This window comes from Pedobacter jaeyakensis, assembly GCF_054461315.1.
This window is the reverse complement of sequence record NZ_CM136921.1, coordinates 120,973-134,848: the sequence shown is the minus strand read 5'-3', so window position 1 is coordinate 134,848 and position 13,876 is coordinate 120,973. Positions and strand designations below refer to the sequence as shown.

Annotated in this window: 12 protein-coding genes; 4 read left to right on the top strand and 8 right to left on the bottom strand. The window is 40.9% G+C overall.

Features of this window, described 5'->3' with window-relative positions:
- Positions 1–2: 2 nt before the first annotated feature.
- A complete protein-coding gene (locus ACXZ1K_RS00695) occupies positions 3–1,406 on the bottom strand; it encodes a pseudouridine synthase (protein WP_458971456.1) in 1,404 nt (467 codons plus the stop codon).
- A 317-nt stretch (positions 1,407–1,723) separates the two neighbouring features.
- Between ACXZ1K_RS00695 and ACXZ1K_RS00690 the strand changes: the two genes are divergently transcribed.
- Genes ACXZ1K_RS00690 through ACXZ1K_RS00675 form a run of 4 tightly spaced genes read left to right on the top strand, consistent with a single transcriptional unit; the run spans position 1,724 to position 7,407 of the window.
- Positions 1,724–2,515 carry a lytic transglycosylase domain-containing protein gene (locus tag ACXZ1K_RS00690; RefSeq protein ID WP_458971455.1) on the top strand — a complete coding sequence of 264 codons (792 nt, stop codon included), beginning with the start codon at positions 1,724–1,726 and terminating at the stop codon, positions 2,513–2,515.
- 60 nt (positions 2,516–2,575) lie between these two features.
- On the top strand, positions 2,576–3,598 hold the full coding sequence (locus ACXZ1K_RS00685) for a 2Fe-2S iron-sulfur cluster-binding protein (protein WP_458971454.1): 1,023 nt from the start codon (positions 2,576–2,578) through the stop codon (positions 3,596–3,598).
- Positions 3,599–3,625: 27 nt separating this feature from the next.
- Positions 3,626–6,466 (top strand): excinuclease ABC subunit UvrA, encoded by a 2,841-nt coding sequence (uvrA, locus tag ACXZ1K_RS00680; protein WP_458971453.1) that lies wholly within the window; start codon positions 3,626–3,628, stop codon positions 6,464–6,466.
- Positions 6,467–6,477: 11 nt separating this feature from the next.
- A complete protein-coding gene (locus ACXZ1K_RS00675) occupies positions 6,478–7,407 on the top strand; it encodes an NAD(P)H-hydrate dehydratase (RefSeq protein WP_458971452.1) in 930 nt (309 codons plus the stop codon).
- On the opposite strand, the gene ACXZ1K_RS00670 is transcribed toward ACXZ1K_RS00675, so the two are convergent.
- The 7 genes from ACXZ1K_RS00670 to ytxJ form a co-directional block, all read right to left on the bottom strand.
- Positions 7,391–8,230 carry an anti-sigma factor gene (locus ACXZ1K_RS00670; protein WP_458971451.1) on the bottom strand — a complete coding sequence of 280 codons (840 nt, stop codon included), beginning with the start codon at positions 8,228–8,230 and terminating at the stop codon, positions 7,391–7,393. The genes ACXZ1K_RS00675 and ACXZ1K_RS00670 overlap by 17 nt on opposite strands.
- Before the next feature lies 1 nt (position 8,231).
- The gene (locus ACXZ1K_RS00665; protein WP_458971450.1) at positions 8,232–8,783 is read right to left on the bottom strand and encodes an RNA polymerase sigma factor; all 552 of its coding nucleotides are present in this window, start codon (positions 8,781–8,783) and stop codon (positions 8,232–8,234) included.
- Positions 8,784–8,862: 79 nt separating this feature from the next.
- Positions 8,863–9,741: a lipoyl synthase gene (lipA, locus tag ACXZ1K_RS00660; protein WP_458971449.1), complete on the bottom strand. Its 879-nt coding sequence runs from the start codon at positions 9,739–9,741 to the stop codon at positions 8,863–8,865.
- A 68-nt stretch (positions 9,742–9,809) separates the two neighbouring features.
- Entirely contained in the window at positions 9,810–10,445 is a 636-nt protein-coding gene (locus ACXZ1K_RS00655) for a DUF6266 family protein (protein WP_458971448.1), read from the bottom strand.
- Positions 10,446–10,727: 282 nt separating this feature from the next.
- The gene (locus ACXZ1K_RS00650; protein WP_458971447.1) at positions 10,728–12,512 is read right to left on the bottom strand and encodes a DUF885 domain-containing protein; all 1,785 of its coding nucleotides are present in this window, start codon (positions 12,510–12,512) and stop codon (positions 10,728–10,730) included.
- Between the two features lie 68 nt (positions 12,513–12,580).
- Positions 12,581–13,132 (bottom strand): hypothetical protein, encoded by a 552-nt coding sequence (locus ACXZ1K_RS00645; protein ID WP_458971446.1) that lies wholly within the window; start codon positions 13,130–13,132, stop codon positions 12,581–12,583.
- A 206-nt stretch (positions 13,133–13,338) separates the two neighbouring features.
- Positions 13,339–13,677 (bottom strand): bacillithiol system redox-active protein YtxJ, encoded by a 339-nt coding sequence (ytxJ, locus tag ACXZ1K_RS00640; protein ID WP_458971445.1) that lies wholly within the window; start codon positions 13,675–13,677, stop codon positions 13,339–13,341.
- Positions 13,678–13,876: the final 199 nt, after the last annotated feature.

Below are 13,876 nucleotides of genomic sequence, written 5' to 3'. Positions count from 1 at the left end.
GTTTATTTGATAAGATGTTTGATCTGTATCAGCTCATGCTCTTCCAGGAAACGCCATTTTCCACGTGGGAGGTCTTTTTTAGTCAAATTGCCATAAACTACACGGTCAAGTTTCACTACATCATAGCCGAGGTGTTCAAATATCCTTCTTACAATTCTATTTTTACCACTATGGATTTGTATGCCTACTTCTTTTTTGCTTGCACCCGCAACGTACGATACGTTATCAGGTTTAATCAGGCCATCTTCCAACTCTAAACCAAATTGAATTTTGTTAAAATCTCCCTGACTTAAATTTCTGCTCAATTCAACATGATAGATTTTAGTGATGCCATTTTTAGGATGAGAGAGCTTGTCTGCCAGATCGCCATCATTCGTCATCAATAACAATCCTGTAGTATTTCTGTCTAGTCGGCCTACGGGATAAATACGTTCTTTACTGGCTTTTTCCACCAGTTGCATTACTGTACGACGTTCTTGAGGATCATCAGTAGTAGTAATATAATCTTTCGGTTTATTTAAAAGAACATAGACTCTTTTTTCCCTTTTCAACAGTTCACCATTATAGCGGATCTCGTCTTTGTATGGATCAACTTTTTGCCCCAATTCAGATACAACCTCTCCATTTACAGAAACCACACCTGCAGCAATAAGCTCATCTGCTTTACGACGTGAGCAAATACCTGAATTTGCGATGTAACGGTTCAGGCGGATTAAGCCATCATCCTTAACTGGAGCACTTTTTCTGTTTCTGATGGTTGGTTTGTTTTCAACCCTCTCTCCACGATCCTGATAAACAGGTCTGCCACCCTCAGTCTCTCTTTTTCTAAATGGTCTGCTATCGGTACTTCTCGAGTCAGTACCTTTCTTATCATCAAATTTCCTGAAAGGCTTATCACCCGTTCCGAAACTGTCTTTCTTTATATAACTGCGTTTTTCTCCTGGTAAAACATCTCTTGAACTTCCTTCTTTAAAGGCACGGGGTCTGAATTCCCTTTTTTCTCCCTCTCTTGATTTATACTCGCGCTTTTCGCCATCTCTTGGCTTAAAGTCGCCAGTACCTCTTGGCTTATATTCTTTTCTCTCTCTCGCTTCTCCCTCTCTTGGTTTATATTCGCGCTTTTCGCCATCTCTTGGCTTAAAGTCGCCAGTACCTCTTGGTTTATATTCTTTTCTCTCTCTCGCTTCTCCCTCTCTCGGTTTATACTCGCGCTTTTCGCCGTCTCTTGGCTTAAAGTCACCAGTACCTCTTGGCTTGTATTCTTTTTTCTCTCTTCCTTCTTTATCTTCAAACTTGCTTTTGCCTTTGTAAGAACTCTCTGTTCCACTTGGTTTTCTGCCCGTTGTGCTTCGGTTTCCCGGTTTGGACTTGTCATCCCGACTGTTCCTATTGTTGTCTTTTATCATGATACGCTATTAACCGCATAAAATATGCGGCTGCAAACTTAGGTAAAATTGCTCAAATTCACAATTTTAACGCTTTGGGCAACTGTCAAAACTGCGTTAAAATGTACCGAAAGGCCTTGTTTTCAGGCTAGTCTGGAATCCGCTGTCTACCATAAGCAAAAAGTAGTGAAATTAGCGCTTTTTTAAGCTTTAGAAATCGCCGTCTAAGCATCCTTAAAGCCCGATTTTTGCGCATATTCATGTAAAGGCTTGATAATTAGATAAATATGTTGTATGTTTGCAGCCGTTTACTATTGTTAACCAAAAAAAGGAGGAAAATGATAAAGAAACACGTAGTACTATGTACGGTAATCATTGCATTACTGGTTATGGCAAAAGTGTTTGCTTACAACATGCCCCAAGCAACTAAAAGTCTTTCAAAACAAGAAGACACCACAATAAAAAATACACCACCACCACAAAGAATAATACCGCCATTATCAACTATGGCGAAGTTGAATTTCGCAGAAGAAACGCTTCCGCTTGGCGATGCCAAAGTAGAACGTAAAATGAAAAAAATTCTTGCTGCTTACAATTACAGTAAAATTCAGACCAATCGTTTACACAGAAAGGCAGCTGAATGGTTTCCGATTATTGAGCCGATACTTGCCGCTTACGGTATTCCTGAAGATTTTAAGTACATGCCATTGGTAGAGTCTGGTTTACAAGCCGGCGTATCATCTAAAGGCGCGTCAGGATTTTGGCAATTTATGCCAGGTACTGCGAGAAATTATGGATTAAAGGTGAATTCAAGAGTGGATGAGCGCAAGAACTTACGCAAATCAACTATTGCCGCCGCTAAGTACATAAAGGAGCTGTACAGCATTTTTGACAGTTGGACATTGGTAGCCGCAGCCTACAATGTTGGAGACAGCCACATGAGAAAGCAAATCAACAGGCAAAATCAAGACAACTACTTCAAAATGCGCCTTAATTCTGAAACGGGAGGGTACGTTTACAAGCTGATTTCTATGAAAGAGATTGTAGAAGACCCTGTACGTTATGGATTTAGGGCACCAAGGGTTGTTTTGGCTTATCATAAGCCCTTCAGTACAACAAACGTAGAATAGGGAACAATTTTTTTCTTATTTTACCGCCCCATGGGTTTGTTGAAATTAAGAATTAGAGAAATGAATTACGGACCAGGCGAAACCCTGGTCCTTATTTTTGATACCATAGGTGCTGAAAATCCGCAATACCTTGCCGGACAGTTTCTCACACTGGTGTTTAACTTGCATAACCGGGAAGTGCGAAGATCTTATTCTATTTGCAGTTCTCCTGTCTTAAATGAGCCGCTATCCATTGCCATTAAAAGAGTGGAGAATGGTGAAATTTCCAGGCTTCTTCATCACAAAACCGCAGTGGGAGATGTGCTTTTCGCGTTGCAGCCAAACGGGCTCTTCACCTATCATTTCAATGAATTATTACCAAGAACCATATTTCTCTTTGCAGCTGGTGTAGGTATCACACCTATATTCTCCATTATCAAAACTGCATTATCAGCAGAGAAAGCATCAAAATTGTTCCTGGTCTACAGCAGCCGTTCGGTCGATGAAACGCTTTTTTACCAGGAACTGAACCAGCTCGAGTCACAGTATCCGGAAAGGTTTAAGATTATATATGTTTCCTCGCACTCTAAAAACCTTTTATACGCCAGACTAAATGTATTTCTTATACAAAAGCTGGTCAATGAATATTTGGAGTTCGAGGCCAAAGATGCTTTATTTTACACCTGCGGGCCCTTAGATTACATGGTAACCTGCCGGATTGTATTGTTGCAGATGGGCTATGATATCAGCCAGATAAAGCGCGAAACTTTCGTCCTGCCGGAAGATGAAGCTGATGACGATGATACTTCAGAAAAAGAACCTGGTGATACCAACACCTATTCTGTTACTCTTAACAACAAAGGAAAGATCCACCAAATCAATGTACCCTATAACAGAACAATTCTACAGGAAGCGTTGTTGAAGAAAATTGACGTCCCTTATAGCTGTCGCGCCGGTATTTGCAGTACCTGTACCGCAACATGTACGAAAGGACACGTGCGGATGGATTATAATGAGGTATTGGTAGACAACGAGATTGCAGCCGGAAGGGTGCTTATTTGTACTGGCCACCCTACCGAAAATGACACCACCATAGTATGGTAAAACACTTAAATATTTATCTTTGTAGCTATGAGTAATACTACCGTCGACCTGGGTGAGCAAAAAGATGTTGAAGTGTATGGAGCCCGGGTACACAACCTTAAAAATATAGATATATCTTTTCCCCGTAACAAGCTGGTTGTCATTACCGGACTAAGCGGCAGCGGTAAATCTTCGCTCGCTTTTGACACCATTTATGCAGAGGGGCAAAGGCGGTATATGGAAACCTTCAGTGCTTATTCCAGGCAGTTTATGGGAGGCATGGAGCGGCCTGATGTGGATAAGGTTTCTGGCCTTAGCCCGGTAATTGCTATTGAACAGAAAACCACCAGTAAAAACCCAAGGTCAACCGTGGGTACCATTACCGAAATCTACGATTTTATGCGCTTATTGTATGCACGTACAGCGGATGCTTTCTCATACAATACTGGAGAGAAAATGGAACGCATGAGTGAAGACCAGATTTTGGCGAATATTTTTAAGAAATACAACGAAATCCCGGTGAATATTCTTGCCCCTGTGGTAAAAGGACGTAAAGGGCATTATCGTGAATTATTTGAGCAAATTCGTAAGCAAGGCTACGTTAAAGTCCGTGTTGATGGAGAAATTCAGGATATTACGGCAAAAATGCAGGTCGATAGGTATAAGATCCATGACATTGAGATCGTGGTTGACAGGCTTAATGTAGATAAAAAAGATAACAAGCGCCTGCTGGATTCTCTTCAAAGTGCTATGAAATTGGGTAAGGGAATCATCAAAATTAGTGATAAAGACAATAACGTTTCCCATTTCAGTAAGTTCCTGATGTGCCCAACTACTGGTATATCTTACGATGAACCACAGCCAAATAGTTTTTCTTTCAATTCCCCATATGGGGCTTGCGAGAATTGCGATGGGCTTGGTTATATCCTGGTTATTGATAAAGATTCTGTTATACCTAATCCCAAACTGAGCATCATTAACGGAGGATTAGCACCATTGGGAGAATACCGTGATATCTGGATGTTCCAGGTGCTGAAAGCATTGGCTAAAAAGTACAGCTTCTCATTATCTACCCCAATTGAAAAACTTGGCGAAGAAAACATCAATATTATCCTCAACGGAACTCACGAGTTGTTAAGCGTAGCTGTAGAATACAACAAGTGGAATGTTCAAAACTATCAAATCACCTTTGACGGTATCGTTAAACTGTTGGAAGAACAAGCAGAGCGAAAAGGAGAAGGGGCTGTTGATGATATGGAAGCCTTCAGAAAGCTTAAAACCTGCCCGGTGTGTAATGGAGCAAGGTTAAAGAAAGAAAGCCTGCACTTTAAAGTAGATGGTAAAAACATATTTGAACTGGCAGAGATGGACATCAATTCGCTGCAAGGTTGGTATGTGGGATTAGAGGAACGTTTGAGCGAAAGGCAAAATACCATTGCCAAAGAGATATTAAAAGAGATTAGGGCAAGACTTGGTTTCTTAACTGATGTTGGTCTAACGTATTTATCGCTAGACCGTACCGCACGGACCCTTTCAGGAGGAGAAGCACAAAGAATAAGACTGGCCACCCAGATTGGTTCTCAATTAATGAATGTGATGTACATCCTGGACGAACCAAGTATTGGCCTGCACCAGCGCGATAACGAACGGTTAATTGGGGCATTAAAAAACCTGCGCGATCTAGGTAATACCGTTTTGGTCGTGGAACACGATAAGGATATGATTCTGGAAGCAGACCATGTGATCGATGTTGGCCCGGCAGCAGGTGTACATGGTGGACAAATCGTTGCACAAGGTACACCAGCAGAAATTTTAGCTTCTGATACACTTACTGCCGCCTACTTGAATGGGAAAAAAGGTATTGATGTGCCTAAGAAAAGAAGGAAGGGTAACGGACACAAGCTGTCCATTATCAAGGCCAGTGGACACAATTTAAAGGATGTCTCGGTCGACTTCCCACTCGGTAAATTCATTGCGGTTACAGGGGTTTCTGGCAGTGGTAAGTCCAGTCTGATTACAGAAACTTTATATCCCATCTTAAACCACCATTTCTTCAGGGCTAAGAAGCATCCGCTTCCTTATGAGAAGATCAATGGATTAAAAGAGGTAGATAAAGTAATTGAGATAGATCAGGCTCCTATCGGCCGTACACCCAGATCAAATCCTTCTACTTATACAGGAGTGTTTTCAGATATTAGAAACCTGTATGTTCAACTGCCTGAAGCTAAGATAAGAGGATATAAGCCTGGTCGCTTTTCTTTTAATGTAAAAGGCGGAAGGTGCGAAACTTGTCAGGGTGGCGGTATGAAGGTCATTGAAATGAATTTCCTGCCGGACGTACAGGTGCCTTGCGAAGAATGCGGGGGTAAACGCTACAACCGGGAAACCCTGGAAGTGCGTTACAGGAGTAAATCAATAAGTGATGTATTGGACATGAGCATTGAAGAAGCAGTAGATTTCTTTGAGAACATGCCGGCTATTCACCGTAAAATAAAAACCTTAAAAGATGTTGGTTTGGGTTACATCACTCTGGGGCAATCTTCTACAACGCTTTCTGGAGGAGAGGCGCAGCGGGTAAAACTGGCTACTGAGCTTTCCAAAAAGGATACCGGAAGAACTTTCTATATCTTAGACGAGCCTACTACGGGTCTGCATTTCGAGGACATTAATGTGCTCCTTGGCGTGCTAAATGAACTTGTTGATAAAGGAAATACCGTGTTGGTGATTGAGCATAACCTGGATGTGGTAAAAGTGGCGGACTGGGTTATAGATCTTGGAGAAGAAGGTGGTGCCGGAGGGGGCAGAATCATCTTTGAAGGCACACCCGAAGGGCTGATTCAAAACCCGATTAGTTTGACCGGGAAATTCCTCAAAAAAGAAATGAATTAAATACTTTAGAAATGGCCCTTTTTTTAAGCGACTACCTGCCAGATACCGACGAATACAGTCCGCAGCAAGTAGTTGCTAAAGGATTGGACATCCATAGAGGAGAGGAGGACAGGCACCCCTTCCAATTGGTACAATTGGAGGACATCTCTCAGATACACAAGCCCCGGGCGCATTTTTCTCATAAAGGAACATATGGACATGTGTTGCTAATTGCGGGTTCTCCAAATACGATGGGGGCAGCTTTGATTGCTGCAAATGCATGTTTGCATGCAGGCGCTGGTTTAACAACAGTGAGTATTCCAGATTCAGGATTGACTGCGCTCAATACGGCATTACCAGAAGTGATGTATGCGGATCGCAAAGGTCTGCTGGGGGAAAACCTACAACCTTTCCAAAAATACAGTGTGATCGCCATTGGTCCGGGTCTCGGTACAGATCAGATCCAGCTTTTTACCGAGGTGTTAAAAGCAGGCAAACCCATTCTTGCAGATGCAGATGCCTTAAACATGATGGCCGAAGATAAAAGGCTGGTTTACAAACTAGCTCCCAATTCCATTTTAACGCCACATATGAAGGAATTTGACAGGTTGTTTGGCGAGCATAAGAATTGGTGGGATCGGTTGCAAACAGGCATTCTAAAAGCAATTGAATTTAGCATCGTTATCGTGTTAAAGAATCAATACACCTTTATTATAGATCAAAAGGGCGTCGTTTCCATTAATAACACAGGTAATCCGGCAATGGCGCAAGGCGGTATGGGTGATGCCTTAACAGGAATTATAGCAGCTTATGCGGCACAAGGATATGATGCAAAATTTGCAGCCATATTAGGCGTATATTTTCATGGGAGGGCTGGTGATGAATTGGCTAAAGATAAATATTCAATAACGGCATCAGAATTAATCAAACGATTATCAAAAGTGGTTAAACACCACCCATAGCCATCATTTGCTCCATGGTAGGAGTAGGGTTACCTCCACGTTTTTCAAGAGTTACTGCAAATGCCTGCGCAACCGCTATACCTTTCATATCTACAAGGATATGTGAAGTATCCGGGTTCACATCAAATACACCTAAATCTACAGGCTTGCCGTTTACAAGTGCCCAAAGCTGATATTGATGATCTTTATCATTTACAGGTAATGCCATTTTAGCATTGTTTACCATCACATGACCACCTTTAGGATGCCAGTAAACAATCATTTTATCACTAGGATTTTTTTGACCCGCAAGTTTAACTGTTTTCCACTCAGGATCATCAGACATGCTCACCAATTTATTGAGGTCTGCATTGTTATCCTTCATGAAGCTAACTGTGCTGGAAAATTTCTCCCTGTCTACACTCAAGCTGGCAATTTGCTCTCTCGCAATGCCAAGCTCATTATGAGCAGAGTACAGCGCCGCAGCACTTACAAAAAGTAATGCTATACAAGCTGCAAGTGCAAAGCGTAATATGCGTACCTTAGACTGGTACTGATTTTTAATATCAACGTTAAGGGGAACAATTATAGCTTCTTGTTTTGCTGCTGCCGGTATTGTAGTCCCAATCTTTTCTAAAATCTTTTGTTCTAATCCAGCGCTGGGCTGTATTGCGTTCTCCACGGCATATTGCTCCATAGCTATCTCGATGGCCTCAATCTCCTGTTTAATTTCAGGATATTTTGAAGCCATACCAAGAACTTCATTTTCTTCCGGGGCAGTTAGTTGCCCAAGAACAAAGAGTTCGAGTATGCCAGTTTCAATATATGCTTTTCCTTCTTCCACTTTAATTAAAATGCTTTCTTAATTCCATAATCCCCATCCTGATCCTGGTTTTAACAGTACCCAATGGTAAGTTTAATTCCTCGGCCGCTTCAACATGTGTATACCCTTTGAAGTATACCATATCTAATACGGCTTTAAATTCTGGTTTAAGTGCTGTTACCATGTCCTTAATACCAAGAAGATCTGCATTAAAAGTTACCTCTTTCTGCGCGTCAATGAAATCTACGTTATTTTCAATGTCTTGGTTTTTCAGGGCGTTTTTAAAATCTTTTGAACGCAGCTTGTCTATGGATAAATTTCTAGCAATATTCATCATCCAGGTAAACAGACGACCTTTTGTATTGTCGTAGCTACCTGCAGAATTCCAAATTTTAATAAAAGTTTCCTGTAATAGATCTTCAGCAACTTCAGTTTGCTGAATAATTCGGGAGATTACGCCTAGTAAAGCACCTGAATACATGTCATACAGTGCCTGTATAGCAACAGTATCCTGATTTTTCAGTTTACTTACGAGCTCTTCTTCCGAGAGTGATATTTTTTTAGATGGTGCCAATGAAATGCTAATATACAGAAAGTACAACAACATCAAAATGTAAATTGTTTTTTCTGCGGCTCGTCACAAAAGTGATGGATTAAAAATCAAACAGGTGTTTTTCTGCATGGTATGAAGAACGTACCAAGGGCCCGCTTTCTACATATCTCAATCCTCTTGCCAATCCAATTTCTTTGTATTTTGCAAATTGATCTGGATGTATCCAGTCAACTACAGGATGATGATTGCGTGTCGGCTGAAGGTATTGGCCAAGGGTAAGTATGTGAACACCATTAGCAACCAGATCGTCAATTGCTTCCAAAACATCATCCTCGGTCTCACCTAGACCCAGCATGATACCAGTTTTTGTTCTTAGCCCAAATTCCGATATTCTTTTCAACGCTTCCAAACTCCTGTCATATTTGGCTTGGATACGCACCTGTTTTGTCAAGCGCCTAACTGTTTCCACGTTATGAGACATCACTTCTGGACGTTCTTCCAATACCCGGTAAAGGTTATCCCAAATGCCCCTGAAATCAGGTATTAAAGTTTCCAATGTAGTATCTGGACTTTCGCGGCGTATAGCTTGTAAAGTCTCTGCCCAGATGATAGAACCCCCATCTTTCAGATCATCTCTATCTACAGAAGTTATTACACAGTGTTTAACCTGCATCAGTTTTACGGAATTGGCAACCCGGTTCGGTTCATCGGTATCTACCGCTAATGGTCTGCCTGTAGCTACTGCGCAAAAAGAGCAGGAACGGGTACAGATGTTACCAAGAATCATAAATGTTGCCGTGCCGGCTCCCCAGCATTCTCCCATGTTGGGGCAGTTACCGCTTTCACAAATGGTATGAAGCTTATGTGTATCTACTAAACTGCGTACTTGTGCATACTCTTTACCAACAGGAAGCTTAACCCTAAGCCAGTCTGGTTTACGTTGAACGGGATTTTCTGAAACAACCGGAAGTGCGATCATATTGCAAAGTTAAGCAATAGCTTTCAATTGAAAGAAAGACGCTGTGTTAGTATCATGTAATGTTATGCTTAAGTGTTGAGCTTGCCCAAATACTGACTATCGGATTGGATGGTTCTATCTGCAGATACAAAACCAATATACACATGCCACTCTCGGCCAGTAGCCTTGTCGGGAATCACTAAAGTTTCTTCCCCCATACTTCTAAAGGCGCCCGCACATTTAAAGTTACATTCTCTTGTTTTGAAATCAATGACCAACAACAATACCTGATCAAGGTTTTTTTCTCCGCGTTGGTTTTCTTCTTTGTCCCAATGAAAACGAATTAAGCCCGGACTTTCCAATATATATTGCGGATCTATAGCACCAGGCAAGTCGCCGCCACTCATTTTAAATTTCTCAGGATCAATTAGTTCCTTGTCCTCAACTACCATCATCGCATGCTTTCTGTTCCACGAGAGTGCGCCTTTTGAACCACCCCTTTCTGAGCCATAGTTTTTAAAGCTTACCTGCAGCAGCTCCTTTAATGGGGTTAAGGTCCACTGCACCAAACCAAAACCATCGGTGTTTTTTTTCTCATTCTTAGTTAAAGGTTTTTTGCGGTCAGGCAATGAGCGTATACGGTCTACTCCGTTTAATTGATAACCTACAACTGTGCCAACCTTCCCGCTAAATCCGCCTAATATTCCATTTTTAATTCTTGCCATTACTTAAACATTATTACATATGATAGTGATATCGATAACAACCCATTTATAGCTAAATATTAACACTTTCTATAAGGGAACATACAATGATAGGCATTTGTTTTCTTATAAAATAAAATGTACACAATTTAATATCGATAGATACTTGTATTCAATTCGTTTGTAAACGTGTTTACAACGAGTATACAACGTGTTTATAACGTGTTTAAGACATGTAATTATAAAAGCTGTCTGTAACCACATTCTAATTAGGTTGGGATTTGTTATAAGCTGTCAAAAAGTCTATTGCGTTTTTGCCCAGGTATCCATTTTTCTTTCGAATACACTGAGTGGCATTGCACCGTCTTTTAATACTTGATTATGGAATTCTGCAAGATTGAACTTCGCACCCAATAACTTTTCGTATTTGGTACGCAATTCTCTTATTTTTAAGGCACCTGTTTTATAGCCAAGGGCCTGTGCAGGTATGCCCATATAACGTTCAATCTCGGCAGTAGCACCCTGTTCGCTGATGGCTTCATTATCCATCATATACTTAATGGCTTGTTCTCGTGTCATGCCCTTTGTGTGTATGGCTACATCAACTACTAAACGAATGGCACGGTGCATTTCATCACCAAGAGCGCCCATATGTTGATAAGGATCAGAATATAGTCCCAATTCTTTACCTAAAGATTCGCAATACAAGGCCCAGCCTTCTACATAGGCATTCTCAAATATTAGAAACCTGCGGAATTTAGGCAAGGTAGTATTTTCTTGTGTTAGGGAGATTTGATAATGGTGACCAGGAATGGCTTCATGCAGAAAAAGCGATTCCATTCCTGAAGTAATGTTGAACTGGGTTGCATCCAAAATAGGCACATAGAAAATGCCCGGACGTTTGCCATCAGCCGATCCTTGATTGTATTCTGCACTGGCAGATGCTGCTCTGAAAGCCTCCGTTTGCTTTATTCTGAAGGGTGTTTTAGGTACATGCGAAAACATCTTTTTGAGATTAGGTTCCATCGTCTTGTGTATATTTTCAAACGCCGCCAGAACCTGTTCCGGTGTTTTAAAAGGCATGAATTTTTTATCAGTTTTCATGTATTCAAAAAAGGCTTTTCTATCACCTTTAAAGGCAACAACATCTTTTATACTGTCCATCTGCTTGGTAATGCGGGCTACTTCACTTAACCCAGTTTGGTAGATTTCTTCCGGCGTCCGGTTTGTAGAAGTCTGTTGCTTTACCAGATAGGCATACTTTGCGGCACCATCAGTAACTGATGATAAACCTGAGGTACTTCGTGTATGTGGTAAATAGGTGTTTTGAAGGTAGGCAGCTAGCTTGGAGTATGTAGGAACAGCGGTTTTTAAGATAGCCGACTTATATGCTTCAGTTATCGATTTTTTATCATCTGCAGAGAAATCTGCAGGCAGGTTTTTAATTGGATCATAAAAAAGGCTTTTCGTTGCATCGGTTACCACAAAACTTTGCATTTGAGGGATCATTTTAATAACCAAAGCTTTCGGTAAAACAACCCCCGCTTTTATGCCTTTATCAAAATTGGCGATTGCAGTATCAGCCCATACAGAAAATGCGGTTAAGCGCTTCAACCAATCTCCGTAATCTTTTACAGTTTTAAATGGCTGTGCGTTGCTCCCCGACCCAAATTGCCCGATGGTTAGCGGTAATGCAAACATTTGGTTGAACGGCAGGTATTCTAAGTGGTGTTTAAAGCCATCCAGATTTGTTTGTGCTTCATATAGAAAAATATCATAAGAAAGCTTGTCATTCTCGTTCAGCTCGTCACGGTTAAAGGTTTTTACGCTGTCTAAATAGCTTTGGTAGAAATCGTGTAGTTCTTTTAAGTAGACTGAAGATCCTGTATTTGCCATTTGGTCGTTATATCGTGTGTCGCCAATAGATGTAGCAGTTAATGGATCGAGTTTTAGGTATCCTTCATAAAAGTTATTAAATATTTTCCCCAATTGCGGATTATCGCCAGCGGAATTGTTGGCTTCTTCACTTTTTTGTTTACAAGCTGTGAAAATAACAGCCATACCTACTACAATTAACAGTTTTTTCATCTCTTTAAGTTTGTATTTTAAAGCTAGTTATATTTAGCTTATAAATAAAATAGCTATTTTCGATATGGCTATGCAGATTTTAGCACCTGATAACGCTTATCCCACAGAAAAACAATTTTTGCAAGCAGCAAATCGCCACCGGCGTATATAAATACTGCGCCCATTGGTGGGTTTAGGGCAGGGATATATCCAAACACTTTTGGTTCCCAACCCCAGCATTTATAGTATGTGCCAAGCAATTCAATAATAACAACGCACAGGGCGATAGTGTAATACATATTATCCCAGCGTTTTCTGTATAATAGCAAAAAGAAAAGCATACCCAATATGAGGGTAAACACATCGCCAAGAAAAATACCCACATACAGGAATAGAGCAGTAAAGGAGATGGCAAAGAATATGCGAAGTTTGTTGTCCAGCTTAGTTGCATAACTGGTTTTGGCGATGACATAACCAGATGCGTAAACTATAGCATGGCCAAAGGGTACATATAAGGGTATGTTTGGCGTGCGGTATGTGTACATTCCCAGCAAGGAGCAAAAGAGTAACTCACCGATGTAAGAAAGCACAACCATAACCAGCATTAGTTTGCGTAGGTGGGGCATTGCTGTATAGGCCATCAGTAAAAAGTAACTAATTACCAGTATGTTGGTGACCTGCCTGCCATCAAAATAGTTTTCGTTAACGTATACTGAGTCTACGCCCAGAGCTACGGCAGTAAAAAATGGAAATGAAAAGGCGAGCCCAAGCTGTATTTTGGAAACGGAGACCGTGCCTGTTTTTGTTAGATTTTTTGCGCTAATTTTGATATCAGTACTGATATTTATTAGTTCTGACCGCTAATAACTTCTGCCACTTCTTCTGCAGAAATATCGCTGTGCGAAGCATCCAATAAGCAGTCGCCATTTTTAACCAGCAGAATCTGTGGAGACTCGTGATGTACCTGGAAAGTTTCCGCTATTTGTGCAGAAATTGGTCGGTAGGCTATAAGGTCTAGAAAGTAGAGGTTTGTATCAGCAGGGATGGCTTCCCAATCCATTTCAAAGCGTCTTTTGGCCATCATACTCACAGAGCAACGGGTGCTGTGTTTGAATATTAAACTATAACCGGTCTGGTTTTTAATTTCATCGATCTGACTTGGGTCAGTTATGTATTTCCACTGCATCTGTAATCCTTTCTTTTATTAAATTATTATCCTCGTCTTCTTTTACCTTCTGGGTAGGAGCTGTAAGCAGGGCAAAGACGACTTGAACATGCTTCTAAAACAGTGATTGCAAAAAATACGCCAATCAATAACACAGCAACTTTTTTCATCTTATTTAATATTATAATGGAATCTTCTACTAAGCTACACCTTTTGCCTA

Coding starts and splice junctions, on each gene's coding strand:
- lipA (WP_458971449.1), bottom strand. CDS start 9,741: ATGATCGCACTTCCGGTTGTTTCAGAAAATCCCGTTCAACGTAAACCA.
- ACXZ1K_RS00690 (WP_458971455.1), top strand. CDS start 1,724: ATGATAAAGAAACACGTAGTACTATGTACGGTAATCATTGCATTACTG.
- ACXZ1K_RS00645 (WP_458971446.1), bottom strand. CDS start 13,132: ATGGCCTATACAGCAATGCCCCACCTACGCAAACTAATGCTGGTTATG.
- uvrA (WP_458971453.1), top strand. CDS start 3,626: ATGAGTAATACTACCGTCGACCTGGGTGAGCAAAAAGATGTTGAAGTG.
- ACXZ1K_RS00675 (WP_458971452.1), top strand. CDS start 6,478: ATGGCCCTTTTTTTAAGCGACTACCTGCCAGATACCGACGAATACAGT.
- ACXZ1K_RS00655 (WP_458971448.1), bottom strand. CDS start 10,445: ATGGCAAGAATTAAAAATGGAATATTAGGCGGATTTAGCGGGAAGGTT.
- ytxJ (WP_458971445.1), bottom strand. CDS start 13,677: ATGCAGTGGAAATACATAACTGACCCAAGTCAGATCGATGAAATTAAA.
- ACXZ1K_RS00650 (WP_458971447.1), bottom strand. CDS start 12,512: ATGAAAAAACTGTTAATTGTAGTAGGTATGGCTGTTATTTTCACAGCT.
- ACXZ1K_RS00685 (WP_458971454.1), top strand. CDS start 2,576: ATGAATTACGGACCAGGCGAAACCCTGGTCCTTATTTTTGATACCATA.
- ACXZ1K_RS00695 (WP_458971456.1), bottom strand. CDS start 1,406: ATGATAAAAGACAACAATAGGAACAGTCGGGATGACAAGTCCAAACCG.